Annotated in this window: 14 protein-coding genes; 4 read left to right on the forward strand and 10 right to left on the reverse strand. The window is 64.6% G+C overall.

Annotated features, from left to right (window positions below):
* Positions 1 to 3: 3 nt before the first annotated feature.
* Positions 4 to 1788: a GGDEF and EAL domain-containing protein gene (locus RLQ26_04545; GenBank protein MEQ9087992.1), complete on the reverse strand. Its 1785-nt coding sequence runs from the start codon at positions 1786 to 1788 to the stop codon at positions 4 to 6.
* A gap of 433 nt (positions 1789 to 2221) precedes the next feature.
* Between RLQ26_04545 and RLQ26_04550 the strand changes: the two genes are divergently transcribed.
* Complete coding sequence (locus RLQ26_04550) at positions 2222 to 2650, forward strand: hypothetical protein (protein MEQ9087993.1); 429 nt, start codon at positions 2222 to 2224, stop codon at positions 2648 to 2650.
* A gap of 9 nt (positions 2651 to 2659) precedes the next feature.
* Here the strand turns inward: RLQ26_04550 and RLQ26_04555 are convergent, their stop codons facing one another.
* The 5 genes from RLQ26_04555 to RLQ26_04575 form a co-directional block, all read right to left on the reverse strand.
* Positions 2660 to 3484, reverse strand: a complete 825-nt coding sequence (locus tag RLQ26_04555; protein MEQ9087994.1) for a sulfite exporter TauE/SafE family protein — start codon at positions 3482 to 3484, stop codon at positions 2660 to 2662.
* A gap of 59 nt (positions 3485 to 3543) precedes the next feature.
* On the reverse strand, positions 3544 to 4188 hold the full coding sequence (locus RLQ26_04560) for a hypothetical protein (GenBank protein MEQ9087995.1): 645 nt from the start codon (positions 4186 to 4188) through the stop codon (positions 3544 to 3546).
* A gap of 75 nt (positions 4189 to 4263) precedes the next feature.
* The gene (locus RLQ26_04565) at positions 4264 to 4626 is read right to left on the reverse strand and encodes a response regulator (GenBank protein ID MEQ9087996.1); all 363 of its coding nucleotides are present in this window, start codon (positions 4624 to 4626) and stop codon (positions 4264 to 4266) included.
* Positions 4626 to 6413: a response regulator gene (locus RLQ26_04570; GenBank protein MEQ9087997.1), complete on the reverse strand. Its 1788-nt coding sequence runs from the start codon at positions 6411 to 6413 to the stop codon at positions 4626 to 4628. The genes RLQ26_04565 and RLQ26_04570 overlap by 1 nt, the downstream gene beginning before the upstream one ends.
* 137 nt (positions 6414 to 6550) lie before the next feature.
* Positions 6551 to 7624, reverse strand: coding sequence for a S1C family serine protease (locus RLQ26_04575; protein ID MEQ9087998.1), 1074 nt, complete (start codon positions 7622 to 7624; stop codon positions 6551 to 6553).
* A gap of 207 nt (positions 7625 to 7831) precedes the next feature.
* Between RLQ26_04575 and RLQ26_04580 the strand changes: the two genes are divergently transcribed.
* Complete coding sequence (locus tag RLQ26_04580; GenBank protein MEQ9087999.1) at positions 7832 to 8842, forward strand: TIGR00341 family protein; 1011 nt, start codon at positions 7832 to 7834, stop codon at positions 8840 to 8842.
* A gap of 22 nt (positions 8843 to 8864) precedes the next feature.
* Here RLQ26_04580 and RLQ26_04585 read toward each other — a convergent pair whose 3' ends face one another.
* From RLQ26_04585 to RLQ26_04595, 3 genes are all read right to left on the reverse strand, one after another.
* The gene (locus RLQ26_04585) at positions 8865 to 9722 is read right to left on the reverse strand and encodes a DUF547 domain-containing protein (protein MEQ9088000.1); all 858 of its coding nucleotides are present in this window, start codon (positions 9720 to 9722) and stop codon (positions 8865 to 8867) included.
* A gap of 139 nt (positions 9723 to 9861) precedes the next feature.
* Positions 9862 to 11235 carry a sodium:solute symporter family protein gene (locus RLQ26_04590; protein ID MEQ9088001.1) on the reverse strand — a complete coding sequence of 458 codons (1374 nt, stop codon included), beginning with the start codon at positions 11233 to 11235 and terminating at the stop codon, positions 9862 to 9864.
* Positions 11236 to 11341: 106 nt separating this feature from the next.
* Positions 11342 to 12811 (reverse strand): NAD-dependent succinate-semialdehyde dehydrogenase, encoded by a 1470-nt coding sequence (locus RLQ26_04595; GenBank protein ID MEQ9088002.1) that lies wholly within the window; start codon positions 12809 to 12811, stop codon positions 11342 to 11344.
* Positions 12812 to 13188: 377 nt separating this feature from the next.
* Between RLQ26_04595 and RLQ26_04600 the strand changes: the two genes are divergently transcribed.
* Positions 13189 to 14478 carry an aromatic ring-hydroxylating dioxygenase subunit alpha gene (locus tag RLQ26_04600; protein MEQ9088003.1) on the forward strand — a complete coding sequence of 430 codons (1290 nt, stop codon included), beginning with the start codon at positions 13189 to 13191 and terminating at the stop codon, positions 14476 to 14478.
* A gap of 18 nt (positions 14479 to 14496) precedes the next feature.
* On the opposite strand, the gene RLQ26_04605 is transcribed toward RLQ26_04600, so the two are convergent.
* On the reverse strand, positions 14497 to 15447 hold the full coding sequence (locus RLQ26_04605) for a 2-dehydropantoate 2-reductase (protein MEQ9088004.1): 951 nt from the start codon (positions 15445 to 15447) through the stop codon (positions 14497 to 14499).
* A gap of 190 nt (positions 15448 to 15637) precedes the next feature.
* On the opposite strand from RLQ26_04605, the gene RLQ26_04610 reads away from it, so the two are divergent.
* Positions 15638 to 16636 (forward strand): AraC family transcriptional regulator, encoded by a 999-nt coding sequence (locus RLQ26_04610; GenBank protein ID MEQ9088005.1) that lies wholly within the window; start codon positions 15638 to 15640, stop codon positions 16634 to 16636.
* The last annotated feature ends 46 nt before the right edge of the window (positions 16637 to 16682 follow it).

Consider the following 16682-nt stretch of genomic DNA (forward strand, 5'->3'; position numbering starts at 1 on the left):
CCGTCAGGAGGCGACCGGCGGAAAGCTGGCCGCGCGCTCGCCCGGATGTATATCCTGTTCGGGTGACACGCTCGTCCCCGGATAGGGTACGACGGTTCCGTCCGTCGGCCGCTCCCAGGGCCGCCCCACATCGGGCGCTCCGAAATGCCAGCCTTGCAGGTAATCGACGCCGAATTCGGTGAGGATGGCGGCTATTTCTTCGGTTTCGACGCATTCCGCGACGGTTTTGAGGCCGAAGGCGTTGGCGAGACCGAGCAGGGTGCGGACGAAAAGCTGATCGTCAAAATTCGTCGTGAGGTTGCGGATGAAGGCCCCGTCGATCTTGACGATGTCCACCGGCAGGGATTTGAGATGCCGGAAGGAGGTGTAGCCCGCGCCGAAGTCGTCGAGGGCGATGCGGACGCCCAACTCCCGCGCCGTCGAGATGAACCGCGCCGATTCCTCGAGGTCCTCCAGCGCCGCCGTTTCCGTAATTTCAATGGTCAGCCGCCTGGCGACATCCCGCCGGCCGCGCAGCAGCGCGACCAGGAGGCGCAGCCATGAGTGATCGACCACCGTCAGGCCGGAAATATTGAGCGCGAGGCGAAGGTCGTCGTGAGACGACAATTCGCGCACGGCCAACTGCAGGCAGTACCGGTCCAGCTGGCGCACCAGGCCGAGATTCTCGACCACCGGGACAAAACTGGCAGCCGGCACCAGGCGGCCGTGAATGTCGCGCATGCGGATCAGGCACTCGTAATCCGCGACGGCCTTGTCTTGAGCGCTCACGATAGGCTGATAGGCGAAAATCATGCGCCGGTCGCTCAGCGCGCGGCGGACTTCCTGGGCCACCTCCATCTGCGCGTCGCGCGCCTCGCGTTCTTCAGGGGTCATGGTATAGGTCGCGAAGCCATTCGCCTGGGGATGGCGTGCCCGGCCCAAGGCCGCTTCGGCCTTGATCATCACATCCTGCGCCGTGTCGGCCATATCGGGGAACGGCACGCCGCCGATCGTCACGTTGCACGGAATGTCGCCCATCTCCGTCGACACCGGCGCGCGCGTCAGGGCGGAGCGGATCTTGAGTGCGACATCCTTCATGACCTCCCCGTCGCATTCGCTCAGCACGATGCCGAATTTCGCCGCATCAACACGTCCCAGAACATCGCAGATGCGCAGCGCGTGCTCGATCCGCTGGCTGGCCTCCAGCAGCACGTCATCGACCACGGACGGGCCGTGAATATCGCCAAGCGCTTCCAGGCGGTCCAGGCTGATCAGCAAATAGGCGGATGGTCGGTCATAGCGTGTCGCCAGGTTGACCTGATGCTCGAGGGCTTCGCGCACGCGGGCGAGGTTGAACTGGCCTGTGAGATCGTCGTAATGGGCGCGATATTCGAGATGGGCCTCGTAAGCCTTGCGCTTGTCGATCGAGCGCAGAAGCCCCAACAACCGCACCGGCCGGCCTTCGTCGTCCTGCAGGGCGCTCGCGCGTTCGTGCACCCAGACGAATTCGCCGCTTCCCGACCGGACGCGATACTCGCAATCGAGCGGCTGGCCGGTTGCGTAATGATCGGAGAGCGCCTTCATGCGCAGCGCCAGGTCTTCCGCATGGATGCGACGGGTGTAGGAATCGCCCGCGGCGATCGCCGCCAGGCTGGATACGCCGAACAGATCCGCCGCCGGCCCGGTCCAGACAATGGAATCCTCGAGGAAATCCCAGTCGAACATGGCGTCGCCCGAGCCCGTCAGAATCTGACGGAGCCGCGCGTTCTCGGCACTGGCGTTATGGGACGGAGGTGGAGAACCAGACATGCGCCGCGGACCTTCTACCTGAAGTGTTGCTACCCAAAGCGTTCCTGATACCGGATCCGGTCTCTACTTGAGACCTTCGTCTATCCGGCACGTCGAAGGAGACTAGGGGCCGAGTTCTTTAAGAAGAATTAAGACGCCCGGTCCCGCCGGCCCGAACAAAATCGCATCGGCCGGGACACATATGTCAAACGTTTGATTTATAGTATTTTTTGGCCGGAACCCGCTTTTGTTCGGGGCCGTCCCTACCTCGAAAAATACCTTCTGATTGTAAGGCGACATGAATATTTACTACATAATATAGTTAATTTACTTGGTTAATAAGTATAGTTAATAAATTGTTTGCCTTATTAAATAAAATTTTATTGAAATTAAGGAAATATTTGCTAGAACTCCGCCTAGTACAGGTGGCCGAGAATCCGGCCGAGGCGGAGGCGTGGCGCTGGTGCTAGCCCAGTCACACATGGAGATACTTCCCCCGGAACGCGCCGGAATACGCGCGAACGTGGTGGAAACCGTGCGCCCCAAGGGCCCGGTGCAAGGCCGCGACGGTCAGCGCCCGGGCGCCGTCCGTCGCCTGCCCCTGCCGGCCGAGGCCGAGAAGCCCACGCCCTTCGAGGGTTCCGGCACCGCGGCGCGGGACAAGGCCGCATTCGAGCCGTCGCGCGACGCACTCGTCGTCTATCGGGATCTCGCCCGCGAGGTCAGCGTCACAGACCACCGCTTCACGGGTTTTGTCGTCCAGCAACTGGCGCAGGAAAGCATGTCGCCAGGGCTGAGCATCGATCCCTACGCGGCCGCGAGCCGCGCCTACCATCTGACAGATCGGGGCGGCGCCAGCCACGCCTTTCGCATCACCGCCTGAGCCAGGCGCTCAGCCGGTCAGCGCATCCCAGTACATTCGGGCCGAGGTAACGGCCAGAAAAAATGCGAACGCCGTACGAAGCCAGTCCGTGCGGATGGTGTGGGCCAGACGCGCGCCCCACGGGGCGGCCAGCATGGTAGCCGGCACGATCAGCCCGAAAGCCGCAAGGTTCACGTAGCCAAGGCTGAAGCGTGGCAGGCCCGTCTGCCCCCAGCCGGCGGCCACAAATCCGCAGGTGCCGGGGATAGCGATGATCAGACCGATCGCGGCGGCAGTCCCGACGGCGCGCCGGATCGGATACCCGAAGGCACTGAGGACGGGCACGGACAACGTGCCGCCGCCGATTCCCATCATTGCCGAAACCGCGCCGATAAATCCGGCCGTGAGAACCTTGGCGATGCCCTGCGGCAGGTGGTCGGATATCCGCATGCCTTCGCGCGATATCATCATGCGCAGGGCCACCATCAGCGCGATGCTCGCGAAAACAAGCGACAGCACCACGCCTTCGGCCACGCTGGCGAGGGCGGTCCCGAGCGCGACGCCGACAAATATCCAGGGGCCCCAGCTTTTCAGGAGTGCGCCATCCACGCCGCCACGGCGATAGTGGGACAGGGCGGAAACGGTCGAGGTCGCGATGATCGTGGCCAGCGAGGTGCCGACTGCCAGATGCATGCGGACAGCCGGGTCGAAATCGAACCCGGTCAGCACGTGAAAGAGGACCGGCACGATGACGATACCGCCGCCGACGCCAAGCAGGCCGGCGATAAGCCCGGCGAACAGGCCCGTCGCCAGGAGCAGTGCCGCCAGCGGCAGGAGGGCGGAGGGCTCAAGCATGGCTCATCACAGGCCCGCCTGGCCGCCCGCCGCGGCACGAACGGGGGCGCATGCCGGCACTAGTCGCGGGGTGTCGCCACGCGTTCGGCCACGAACGCGGTTTCCGCCAGATGGGGCCGGGCCCGGAGCACGGTGTCGAATTCGGCCGGATCGGCGAGATGGGCCACATCCATCACGGGAAGGCTCAACCGGCCCTTGATTTCGTCCGTCAGGCACCAGGTCGCTCGTCGCCGGCCGCGCATAAGGGGTGCCAGCGCCGCATCGTCCCAGAGCGGGGCGCCCGCGGGGCCTGGCGCCTCGGTCTCGTAGACGCGGATCAGGAGGTAGGGCTGGCGCGGGCCATCCTCGGCAAGGAAAGTCCGCTGCGCCAGAAACATCTGGTAGTTTTCGTCCGAATCCGGCTCGTCCGGCAGACGGCCCCATCGCCGCACCCAGTTGGCCGCGAAGGCCTGAAGATCCGTATTGCCCAGCACCTCCGTCACCGCGTCGGCACTATCGAGAACCATATGGTCGAACCAACGATAAGTGTGCGCCGCGGGCACGGGCGAAATGGCCTTCCAATTGGTGTATTGCCGAATCCCGGGGATACTGTTGAAAAACGGGTTGTCCACCTCGCGCAGCCAATCCTCGTAATTGTCGCGCGCCGCGTCCTCGCGTGGCGTGTAGGTAAGGTAAAGCATGGTCGCCGCCGGTGCCGAGCTCATGACCGCCTCCCGGATGGATTGAATTCCCAATCCTATCACGGATCGGCGTCCCCGGGGCAAATCCGCGCCGGGGCGTCAGGCCAGCGCCGCCACGGTCTCGAGAACGATCCTGGCCCGCAGCGGCTTCTTCAGCGCTTGGTCGGCGCCCATGAGCCGGGCCGAATCGAGATAGTCATAGATATGCTGCGAGCCGCCGCCGGAAATAGCCACGATCTTGAGATCGGGCCGGAGCTGGCGCGCGGCCCGGATGGTTTCCATGCCTTCCTGCACCGGCATGAACAGATCCGTGATCATCAGATCGGGGCGGTCGCGCTCGACCAGCCTCACGCCATCGCGCCCATCGGCCGCCTCACTCACCGTATGGCCGGCCTTTTCCAAAACGCGTCGCAAAAAGCTACGGATGCCTGCCTCATCGTCGATCACGAGAATTCTTGCCATCAAATGGATGCTCCCCTGTCGGAAAAAGCGTCGGCGATTGCCCGACGTGCTTCATGAGCAAGGGATATGCCAGAGACGGGTTTGACGAGAACGTGGTTAATCCCGATCTCCCCCAGGGCATCCATGAGTTCCCGGCTGGTGGTCCCGGTGCAGATCACAATGGGCAGATTCGGGCGCACCGCGCGGGCGGCGCGCGCCAGCTCCACGCCCGAACAATGCGGCATGTCCTGATCGGTGACGAGAAGGTCCCAGCGATCGGGTGCTTGCTGAAGCCGCGCCAGGGCCACGCGCGGCTCACGCACGGCATCGACGGTGAATTGATGGCGCTGCAGCATCGCCGCCGCGACGCCGAGAACGGCGGCGTCATCATCGACCAGCAGCACCCGCAGCCCCGCGCCCGACACCGGCACGGGCCGATTGGCGGACTCGTTCACGCCCGCTTCGGCATCGCCCGGAGCGAGCGGGATCAGCACATCGAAGCGCGTCCCGTTCCCCGGCACGGTTTCGGCCCGGATCGCGCCCTTGTGGCCGGCGACGATGCCCTGCACGGCGGCCAGCCCCAGACCCGAGCCCGCCCCGGCCTCCTTGGTGGTGAAAAACGGTTCAAAAATGCGCTCCAGAACTTCAGGCGTCATTCCGCATCCTGTATCGGCGACCATGATCCGGGCATGGTTGCCGGGCGTCAGGGTCCCGACGCCGTGCCGATACGGCCGGTGATCGGCCGACAGCCGCGCGGGACCGGCAAAAAACGCCCCGCCCTCGGGCAACGCGCCTCCATTATTGAAGGCGTGCGCCTCTCCCTGGCTGATCCGCGCCGGGCCGACACGAAGCGTCAGCCGTCCCGGGGCGCCGCCCAGCGCATCCCGGGCATTAATGCAGGTATTGATCAGCACCTGATAAATCTGGGTGACGTCTCCCAGCACCCGCAACGCGCCGTCTGTTGTGGCCAAATCGATCGTGACGCTGGACGGCAGAAGTGAGCGCAGCATGGTCGTGATTTCGTGCACCGTGGCCAGAAGGTCAAATGACCTGAAGCTTTCCGCGCCCTTGCGGCTGTAGGCGAGGATTTGCTCGATGAGCCGCTGCGCCCGGTGACCGGCGCGCAAGATCTCGTCCAGACTCTCGCGGGCGGGACCGCGGGCAGGCACTTCCTCGTTCAGCAGATCGGCGTGGCCCAGGATGACGGCCAGAATGTTGTTGAAGTCATGCGCAACGCCCCCGGCGAGCGTGCCGAGTGCGCGGTATTTCTGGGCCTCGTAAAACTGCGCCTCGAGCGAGGTCCGCGTGCGCGCCGCCTCGAGTTCATGGCTTACATCCGTTGCCGAACCCCGGTAACCCAGGAGATGACCGGCCTTATCGAAGAACGGCCGGCCGCTGACCGACAGGATGCGGGGTTTGCCATGCTGGTCGCGCCCTTCGACGAGGGCGTCGCGAAATTCCTGTGGCGCGATCATGGCGCGGAGGATTTTGATCCGAGTCCTGGGCACGAGCCTGAAGCCGAGCCGGATGGCCAGTTTTCCATACCACCAATCCGGCGGATGGCCGGTCAGATCCTCGATACGTTGCGTGAGAAAGATCAGCCGGTACTTGTCGTCGGTCTCCCACAGCCAGTCGGAGCACACCTCGGCAAAATCCATCAGGCGCTTTTCGCGCATTTCGATATCGGCTTCGCGCCCGCGCAGAAGGCGCGCGCGGCGCGTCAGGCCGAGTCTTTTTTCCGGGGCGGGCCCGGGCCCGGGCCCCGACCCGCCGGACCGGGACCGGGGAAAGATAAAGCCGTAATTCATCTCGCCTTTCCTCGCCCGGAGAGCACTCGCCCGGGCATAAGCGGACTTCTCACATCCTCAGGACCGGACAGGGCCGGCCCTGTTTCAATCGCTCCATAGCGCGGCGTGAAGGGACGGGGACCAAGGCGCCCCGCCGGTCAGTGGAGGGAGGGACGCTTCAGCAGATCCGCCCGATCGACCGAGCGTACGCGGACCGACTGCATCTGGCCGTCGCGGAATACAGTCAACGGAATTTCCGTGCCCGCGGGGCCCAGCGCCCACATACCCCGCAAGAACCCGGCCAAGGTCGTGACCTCGCGGTCGCCGACGGCGAAAATTACATCGCCTGTCGCGAGGCCGGCCCGGGCGGCGGGACTCTTCTCCGAAAGCCCCACCACGACCAGCCGCCCATCAACGTCGGTGGCGTAGGCACCAATCCAGGGGCGCGACGGTGTCCGACGCCGGCCATAGCGCTGGAGATCGTCCAGGATAGGCGGCAGGAGATCGATCGGGATCGACATATTGCCCTGAGCCCGCACGCCGGTATCGAGCGATGCGCCCTCGTCACCAACCCCGCCCCAGGTCGGCTCGTCGTTATCGAGCAGGGAGTCCCGGTCTTCGTCGTCGTCGTCCTCGGGCTGAACCAGCAGCGAGCCGATCCCGACCAGTTCGCCGGCCCGGTTGATCAGACCTGCCCCGCCCCAGTTGGGATGGGCCGGGCCGGTATAGATCGCGTCCTTAAGGAAATATTCCCAATAGCCGGCAAACGGCCGGATGTCTTCCACCTTGGCGAGAAGGGCCCGCCGGCGTCCGCCGGCCCCCGCGAACAGGACCTGCTCGCCCGTCCGCAATGCGGCCGAGCGACCCAGTGGCAACGGCGCAACATCAAGCGTCCCCAGCGCCTGGACCAGGCCGAGACCGCTTTCGAAATCATAGGCGACCTGATGCGCCGGCAGGGCCTGAAGGCCGGAACGGCCACCTGACGCGGTGAGCCAGATATCCGCCGCCTCGGTGACGAGATAACCCACCGTCAGCACCAGCCCGCCTTCCGCGATGACGACGCCGTGGCCGGCTCGCTCGGTGCCCAGAATGGGCGCCGTGAACGCGTCTTCGGGAATCCGGGTGCGCACGGAGACAACCGCATCGAGCGCGCGGTTCAGGTCGAAATCGACATCGCCTTCGACCGGGCGTGCGTCATTGGGAATGTCCCAGGCATCTGAATTCGTCGTCATTGCGTCATTCTCTTGGTTGCACCGCCATCTTCCACAGGCAGGACCGGCGAGGGCCGGCCCCCTGACCCCGAGCATCTAGCAGGGTTATATCAGATGACACCATATCCTCGAAAATTTGACGATGCGGTCATATCGTACCCGCCGCCATTCACGCATAATTGAAAACAGGAAAGCGTGCAGGCATGCTGGCGCGCACCGGAGAGATCGATGCCCAACCGCCTTTTTTCCGTGACCGCCCCCGCAGGCTACCAGGATACGATCCGCGCCACGGCGGAAGAATGTGACGTTCTCGACATACGCGAGCGCGCGCCCCTCAGCGACGGCCGCATCTCGATCGAGCTGGCGGTCGGCCCCGACAACCGCCAGGACGTGCTGGACCGGCTGCAGGCGGCGCTCGGCGGGAGCGAAGACTGGCGCATCGACATATTCTCCCTCGAGGCCACGCTGCCCGCGCCCGGTGGCAACGGGACCGGCGAATCCCGTCGGGCGACAGGCGCCTCGACCCGGGAGGAACTCTATAACGAGGTTGCGGCAGGCGCCTCGCTGAGCTGGACCTATCTCTATCTCGTCGGCCTTTCCACCGTGGTCGCGGCGATCGGCCTCCTCGCGGATTACACGGCCGTCGTGATCGGCGCCATGGTCATCGCCCCCCTGTTGGGTCCCAATCTGGCGCTTTCTCTGGGCGCGGCTTTGGGCGACCGGATGCTGATCGTCCATGCAATCCGGACCTTGATTGCGGGGCTGGTCCTCGTGCTGGTGATCAGCGCGGCCCTGGGTGCCGTCTATCCGCCTGAGACGGCCAGCGTCGAACTCATGAGCCGGGTGGACGTCAACATGGCCAGCGTCGTGCTCGCCCTGGCGTCGGGCGCCGCCGCCGTCCTTTCGCTGACCACCGGCCTGTCCGCCGGGCTGGTGGGGGTCATGGTCGCCGTCGCCCTTTTGCCACCGGCGGCGGCGACGGGTCTGTTCCTCGGCGCCGGCGTTTTCCATCTGGCAATCAGCGCGGCCCTTCTCCTGGCGGTGAACATTGTCTCGGTCAACCTGGCCGCCCAGCTCGTCTTTATGGCGAGGGGAATAAAGCCCCGCACATGGCTGGAAAAACAGGCCGCCCGCCAGTCGAGCCTGTCCAACCTTCTCGCTCTCGCCATTCTGCTCGCCCTCATGCTGGGGGCGATCTATTTCTATGTGCCTCGACTGCTGGTGACCGCCGGGCCGTAGGGTGCCCGACCGGCCGTGGCCGTCAGGGCAGAGAGGTCCCATTGAGCGACCAGTCGTAGCGATAGTCGGAAATCTCGTCGTTTAGGGCGAGGGATTCGGCCAACGCCAAATCCGCGAAACGGCGAATATGGGCGATGACATCCTCCTCGTCCCGGCCGAAATCCTCCTCAAACCAGCTATAGATCTTGGACAGGACCAGCCCGTCCGGGCCGGCCGAAACGCCGCGCGGATGATTGATGTAACTCCGCGCGCCTTCATCCAGCAGGGCCGGCGCTCCGCTGCCTGTAAAGGGGTGAGCGATCAGGTTGGGGCAGCCGATCGACGCGCAGTTGACCGCGTAATGGATGCGCGGATCGCGCCAGATCGGACGCAGGATCCGATGCTCGATATCATTGAGAGAAACTTCGTGCCCCTCCACGGTAACGAGCGTCTTGCCCCAGGGACCATCGGCGAAAAATCCCGGCGAGATGTCAATGTCGAGGATTGTGTCCACCGGAAAATGATCGAGCACGACCTGGACGGTCAGCGCGTTATAGAGGTTGACCCAGAACGCCAGCTGCTCGTCGCGGTTCAGGGTGCTGACCGGCAGCGCCGCCAGACGGTCGATATACGTGCCGAGTGCCGCCCTGTCCCCGGCCGTGACATCGCCATACGCGACGCGATTGATCCCGTCATCGCCCACCACGACATAGCGCGTCAAAAATTCGCCCCAGTCGCGGTGATCAACGATTTGCGCGGATTGGGGGTCGTGGCGTGTCCACCTTTCCCAGAGATCGGCCTTCGGCGCGAACAGCGCATCGAGGCTCACCGCCCCCGCGCCCGGCGCGATGAAGGGCGCAAGCGACAGGGCCAGGGCCGCGATCAGGAGCTTCAGGGTCAAGCCGGGTCCGTGGGGGTGCGGGCGCATAAGGCCTCCTGACAGGAAAAAATTGGGAGCAGCCGCCAATTTCGCTGCCCCGTGAGAACCGGGCAAGTCACCATTTCGGGAGGCCAAAGAACCGGCCGCCCGTCCCTCTGTCTCACGCGGCCTCGGGACGCGGTCTGATGAAGGCGCCCAGAAGAAAGGTCAGCGCGGCAGCGCCGATCGCGGTCATGAACGGGGCTTCGAGCGCAAACAGCGCCTCGCCCCAGAGCGTGACCGCAAAGCCCACGATGAGCGCGGCCAGTGCGGTCATCGGCCCGCCCCGGCGCGTCCAGAGTCCAAACAGGACAGTGACCAGAAGGCCGGCGGTACCGAAGGACGAGGCCAGTACGACGAGATCGAGTATCGTCTCGTCGCCGCGTGCGATGGCATAGGCCGCGAGCCCGGCCAGCACGACGATGATCCGGGCGGAGCGCACCCTGCCTTTTTCGGACAGGCGGGGGAGCGCGCGCACGACGAGATTGTGGGAGACGAGTGCCGAGGCGGTCAGAAGCGTGCTGTCTACGGTCGACAAGATGGCCGAGAGCAAGGCGCCGATCAGGATCGCGAACAGGACGGGCGGCAGAAGGTTCGCCGCAAGGACAGGCAAAAACTGATCCCGATGGGCGAGATCGGGTGCCAGATGCGCGCCCACAAGCGCGATCGTTACGGGAATGAGGCCAAGGGCGAGATACACGCCCGCAGCCGCGAAGCACGCCCGGCGTGCGATGGCGGGCGAGCGTGCCGCCAGCAGGCGCGACAGCGCTTCCTGGGAAACGAGGGATCCCAGAATGGGGATCATCCATAATTCCAGCCGCGCCCAGCCGGTTTCATCCGGTGCCACAAGGCGCAACTGCCCCGGCTCGATCGCGGCGATCCCGGCCCCGATCCCGCCGGCCGCCGCCAGGACGAATCCAAGAAGAATGACGAGACCGATGACGAGCACAGCACCCTGCACCGCATCGGTCACCACATCGCCCCAGAGCCCGCCCAGTGTCGTGTAGAGGATGACGAGCACTGTCGCGGCGACAAGGGACAGCGCCAGCGGCACCTCGGTCAGCACGTTCAGGATCTGGCCGAAGGCGAGCAACTGGGCAGCCGCCCATATGATCACGGCCGGGAGGAGCACGAGCACGGCCACGCGCTCGAGAAGCGGCGAATAGCGCTCGCGGAAGAAATCACCCAGGGTAACGTAATTGCGCCGGCGCATCTGGTAGGCGAGGAAGATCGCCATCAGGAACAGGCAGATCGCGTAGCCGAACGGGTCGGCCCGCCCGCCCGCGAGGCCCTGTTCGGCGACGGCGGCAGACGAGCCCATGACAGTTTCGGCGCCGAACCAGGTTGCGAACAACGAGACACTGGCGAGGCCCAGGCCGAGACGCCGGCCCGCCAGCAGATAATCGCCCTCGGTATGGACGCGCCGCGATGCCCAGACGCCGATAGCGAGCTGTACCGCGACATAGAAAATGATGGAAATCCAGATTAGCGCCACCTGCCCCCACCCTTGACCGCACCCCGGCCTCGCCGGTTGTTACGTCAGCCCGGGTTATAGGGGATGGGGGTGGGGATTGGCGAGACCGGATCGCCGGGGCCGCCGGTCAGTCGTCGATACCGGCCAGCGTCACGTATTTCAGCTCGAGATATTCGTCGAGGCCGAAATGGGCACCTTCGCGGCCGATGCCCGATTCCTTGACCCCCCCGAAGGGCGCCACCTCGGTCGACAGCACGCCCGCATTGACGCAGACCATCCCGGATTCGAGGCCCTCGCTGACGCGGATGATGCGCCCGATATCCCGCGCATAGAAATAAGCAGCGAGGCCGAACGGGGTGTCGTTGGCCATCTGCAGCACATCTTCTTCGGTCGAAAACCGGAATAGCGGCGCGACCGGGCCGAAGGTTTCTTCACGCGCGACTTTCATCTCCTGGGTGACATCGCTGAGTACCGTCGGCTGGAAATAGGTCCCGCCTTTCTCGTGACGCTTGCCGCCGGTCAGGACCCTGGCACCCTTCGACAGCGCGTCCGAAATGTGCTCCTCGACCTTCTCCAGCCCCGCCCGATCAATCAGCGGTCCCTGGCTGACACCCTCTTCGAGGCCGTCGCCCACGACCAGCCCACCAACAGCCCGGGTGAGTTTTTCGGCGAAGGCGTCATAAACCGCATCCTGCACGTAGATGCGGTTCGCGCACACGCAGGTCTGGCCCATGTTGCGGTATTTGCTGGCCATCGCACCCTCGACCGCGGCATCGAGATCGGCATCATCGAAGACGATGAACGGTGCATTGCCGCCAAGCTCGAGTGAGATTTTCTTCACCGTCTCGGCGCATTGCTTCATCAGCAGCTTTCCGGTTTCGGTCGATCCGGTGAAAGAGAACTTGCGCACCTTGGGGTTGCCGGTGAGTTCGCCCCCGATGGCCCGGGCGCTGCCCGTGAGGACGCTGAACACGCCCTCGGGCACACCTGCCCGTGCTGCCAGCTCGGCCAGGGCGAGCGCCGTCAGGGGCGTCGCCGAGGCGGGCTTGACCACCATCGGACAGCCCGCCGCCAGAGCGGGGCCCGCCTTGCGGGTGATCATGGCAGCCGGAAAATTCCAGGGTGTTACGGCGGCCGACACGCCGACCGGCTCCTTGGTTACGTGAATTCGCCGCCCGGCCATGGGCGTGGGCACGATCTCGCCGTAGGCGCGCTTGCCCTCCTCGGCGAACCATTCGAGGAAGGCGGCAGCATAGCGGATCTCGCCCGTCGATTCGGCGAGCGGCTTGCCCTGCTCGACGGTCATGATCCGCGCCAGGTCGTCGACATTCTCCAGCATCAGATCATGCCAGCGCCTGAGGATCCGGGCGCGTTCCTTTGCCGTGTGCGCGCGCCAGGAGGGGAACGCTTTTTCTGCCGCATCGATCGCGCGCCGCGTCTCGGCCGCCCCCATATCGGGCACCGTGACGATGACCGCGCCCGTGGCCGGGTTGATGATCTCGAGCGTCTTTCCGCTATCCGCGTCCTGCCACGCGCCCGCGACATAACACTGGGTGCGAAGCAACCGGGAGTCCTCGAGCGCGACCTGATCCTTCATGACGACACCTGCAATTGCCTGACCGCGCGTGAAATTCTGCCTTGACCCGTTCGGGCGGGCGGGCGCGCGGCCCGTTTCATTCACTATAACGCGAAGCCGGCGCCGCATCGACCGGCGGGATCGGCGCTGGGGGCCGGGCGAGGATATCCTTTGACTGGCGTATAGGAAGCATGGAACCGCAAAAAAATGGGGTCCGGATCACGAAAAATGACACTGCAATGATATTTGGCCGGTCCCGGGCTAGAGCATGGTCGCGACGGTGGGAAGATGGGGGCTCGCGCCGGGAACGTCACAGGGGCCGTCACAGGGGCAGCCGGTGGCGCGAAACAGTCAGGCAGAAATGGTCAGGCAGAAATAGCCAGGCAAGGGGATCGCAGATGAGCAAGCTCGACGAAGCGGCAATTCGCGGCAAGAAGGCACGCTGGGCGCGCGCCTTTCCGGAGCTGGGCGCGGGCCCGGTGGACATGACCCCGTGCACGGACCCGGCCTATTTCGAGCTCGAGCGCGAAAAGATTTTCATGAAGACCTGGTGGAAGGTGGCACGGGTGGAAGAGCTCCCCCGGCCGGGCGATTACAAGGTCAAGCGCATCGACTTTGCCCGGACCTCGGCCATTATCGTGCGCGGACGGGACAACAAGATTCGCGCCTTCTACAACGTGTGCTGCCACCGCGGCAACACGGTCATTACGGAGACGCCCGGCTTTCGCGAGTTCACCGGCCGGGCCAAGGGCGGTGCCTTGGCCTGCCGCTTCCATGGCTGGGTCTATGATTCGCAGGGCAAGCTGATTCATGTGCCCGAGGAGGAGCATATCCTCTGTTTCCAGAAGGAGGACCACGGTCTGACCCCGATCGCGTGCGAGGAGTGGAACGGCTTCGTGTTCATCAACCTCGACCCCGAGCCGGAGACCTCGCTGGAGGAGTTCCTGGGCGATTATGGCGATCATTTCTCGAACTATCCGTACGAGGGAACGCCCGTCTGCTTTCAGTACTACACCTATCTGGACGCCAACTGGAAACCCTGCCTCGACGCTTTCGCCGAGGCCTATCACGTGCACACGATCCATGCCGGCTCGTTCCCCAACGTTTTCACCTCTTTGGTAGAGAACGCCAAGATTTTCGGCCCGCATCGGACCTGCTCGGTGATGCTGGCCGACCCCGGCGAACTGACGCCGTCGGGTGCGGTCGCCAATCGCATCGGCGTGTTCAATACGCTGAACAAGCGCGGTCAGACGCGCCTGCCACCCACTCTCAATCCGGACCGGCGCGAGAACTGGTGCTTCGAATTGTCGGTCATGTTCCCGAGCTTCCTTCTACACGTGCTGGAAGGCTCGTGGTTTACCCATCACTTCTGGCCGATTGCGGTGGACAAGACGCTATGGGAAGGCCACCTGTACCTGCCGGCGGCGACGACGCACAGCGAACGCTGGGCGCTTGAACAGTGGCAGCTTCTCCAGCGCAATGCCTGGCTCGAGGATACCGCGACCATGGAGGACACGTCCCGCGCGCTGATGTCGGGGGGCAAGAAGGAAATCTATCTCCATGACGAGGAGGTGCTGATCCGGCATGGCTACAAGGTGGTCGATGACTGGGTTCATGACCGGGCCGGCATGGGCGCGGGCATGGCCAAGGAGACCCCGAGGGCCGAGCCGGTCGGGGCCGAATCGTAACCCCGGCGGCGAGGCCGCCTAGACTTCGCGCCCGCTCCCGGCGGGTGCGGGCGGTGCGCCGTCCCGATAAGGCGCGAGGGCGCGGGCGAGTGTCTCGTGGACCGGGGTGGCAATCCCGGCTTCACGCCCCAGCCGGACGACGGCGCCGCTGAGCCACGGCAGCTCGAGCCGGCGGCCGCGCTCGAGATCCACCTGCATCGACGACTTCATCTCCCCCGGCAGACCGTCGAAGAACGCGAGCGTGCGGGTTTCGGTGTCGGGCAGGATCGCGATCCGCCGCGCCCGCGCCAGGGCCGCGGCCTCAGAGACCGCCGCTTCGAACAGCGCCCGGCAATCCGGATTGCCACGGACGCCGCCAACGGGCTGACGGGTCGCACAGGTCACGGCCGAAAGCGCCGAGAGGTAGATGAATTTCTCCCACAGGACGGGGATGGCCCGGCCGGAAACCTCCGCTTCGAAACCGGCCTCGCCGGCGAGCCCGGCAAACTGTTCTGCCCGGTCCGATATACGGCCATCGGCTTCGCCGAAAACAATCTTGCGGAGCGTGCCCACATGCTCGATGACGCCCGGGGCGGCGATGTGACTCGATACCAGCGCCGCGCCGCCCATCACGCGTTCCCGCCCGAAGATCTCTTCCAGACGCGCCAGCCCGTCGATACCGTTCTGAAGCGTCAGTACTGTTGTCGCCCGGCCCACCATGGGGCGCGCCTGGCGGGCGGCCGTATCCGTATCCCAGAGCTTGACCGCGAACAGGAGGTAATCGACCGGCCCGATCTCGCCGGGATCGGCCGTCGCCGTGACCGGATCGAGCCGAATTTCCTCGCCCATCGTCCGGAGCAGAAGCCCCGTTTCCCTGAGGGCCGCGAGGTGGCGACCTCGTGCGACAAAGGCCACGTCATGGCCGGCAAGGGCGAGCCGCGCGCCGAAATACCCGCCAATCCCGCCAGCGCTCATGATGCCGATCTTCATCTGCCCGCCCGCTTCACCGTTCGCGCCGCCCGCCCCACCAGCCGGCGGATCGGGGCGGGGCCGGCCAGGGCCGGACTTTCCCGATATCCGATTATTCCCGCAACCATATATTTACTCCCCTGATTTCCGGGATTCTGATGTAGCATAGTGCCATTATATGGTTTTCCAGTGACTTAACAAAATGGCCTCGATGAGCAAGACCTACCCGCTGGACCGCTACCCGCTGCTCCGCACCCGGCATATGGACGAGGCCCGGGAAGTGGTCTCCCGCCATATTACGCCACACAAGCTGGCCTTCCTCGACGGGCCGGCGGCGCTTTCGGTGCGTATCAATTATGTCGGACTTGGTAAAACCGCGCTGGTCTTCTCGCGCTACGGCGCCAGGATCACCATCGACCCCGGCAGCCCGGAAGAAGTTTATCTGATCTCGATCATCCTGTCGGGCCGGGTGGAGGCAATCACCGCCAATCATCACCAGGTGCTGCATGCGGGCGAGGCTTATGTCTATTCGCCCGGAACGGCCATCCGATACAACTGGCTGACGCTCAACTGTCAGACATTGACGGTGCGCATGGACCGGGCGGCGCTCGAACAATATCTGAGCCGCTATCTCGATATTCCAGTCAATCGCCCCATCGCCTTCCAGACTTTCTTGCGCCTTACCGACGGACGCGGCCGAAGCCTGGGGGCGCTCATCGACATGATTCTCGCCGAGCTCGATCGGCCAAACTCCCTGATCAGCCAGGGACTGACAACCGATGAAATCGAGAACCTCCTTTTTTCAACGATCCTGAATGTCCAGCCACACAGCTACGGCGAATGGATGAACCGCGAACGCAAGTTTCCAAGCCCGTATTTCGTCAAACGTGTGGAGGATTACATCCTTCAGCACGCGCACGGAAACCCGGGCATCGAGGAACTGGTCGCGATTTCCGGCGTCAGCGCGAGCGCCCTTTTTCGCGGATTCCGCAAATATCGAGGTATCGGCCCCATCGGCTTCGCCAAGCAAGTGCGCCTCGATCGCGCGCGGGAGGATCTCCTGAGCGGTGATCGCCGGACCTCATCGGTCACAGATATCGCCCTCAAATGGGGCTTTTCGCATCTTTCCAACTTTGCGGCCGACTATGCCCGCCGGTTTGGCGAAACGCCGTCCAAGACGTTGCGCCAGATGCCGCCGGCGCGCGGCTGAGCCGCACCATCGGCGTTATCCCGAAATTTGTGAAGATTTTGCCCCG

The organism is Alphaproteobacteria bacterium, assembly GCA_040220875.1.
In the GTDB taxonomy this organism is placed as follows: Bacteria; Pseudomonadota; Alphaproteobacteria; order JAVJVX01; family JAVJVX01; genus JAVJVX01.

Coding starts and splice junctions, on each gene's coding strand:
- RLQ26_04545 (MEQ9087992.1), bottom strand. CDS start 1,788: ATGTCTGGTTCTCCACCTCCGTCCCATAACGCCAGTGCCGAGAACGCG.
- RLQ26_04555 (MEQ9087994.1), bottom strand. CDS start 3,484: ATGCTTGAGCCCTCCGCCCTCCTGCCGCTGGCGGCACTGCTCCTGGCG.
- RLQ26_04560 (MEQ9087995.1), bottom strand. CDS start 4,188: ATGAGCTCGGCACCGGCGGCGACCATGCTTTACCTTACCTACACGCCA.
- RLQ26_04565 (MEQ9087996.1), bottom strand. CDS start 4,626: ATGGCAAGAATTCTCGTGATCGACGATGAGGCAGGCATCCGTAGCTTT.
- RLQ26_04570 (MEQ9087997.1), bottom strand. CDS start 6,413: ATGAATTACGGCTTTATCTTTCCCCGGTCCCGGTCCGGCGGGTCGGGG.
- RLQ26_04575 (MEQ9087998.1), bottom strand. CDS start 7,624: ATGACGACGAATTCAGATGCCTGGGACATTCCCAATGACGCACGCCCG.
- RLQ26_04580 (MEQ9087999.1), top strand. CDS start 7,832: ATGCCCAACCGCCTTTTTTCCGTGACCGCCCCCGCAGGCTACCAGGAT.
- RLQ26_04595 (MEQ9088002.1), bottom strand. CDS start 12,811: ATGAAGGATCAGGTCGCGCTCGAGGACTCCCGGTTGCTTCGCACCCAG.
- RLQ26_04600 (MEQ9088003.1), top strand. CDS start 13,189: ATGAGCAAGCTCGACGAAGCGGCAATTCGCGGCAAGAAGGCACGCTGG.
- RLQ26_04605 (MEQ9088004.1), bottom strand. CDS start 15,447: ATGAAGATCGGCATCATGAGCGCTGGCGGGATTGGCGGGTATTTCGGC.
- RLQ26_04610 (MEQ9088005.1), top strand. CDS start 15,638: ATGAGCAAGACCTACCCGCTGGACCGCTACCCGCTGCTCCGCACCCGG.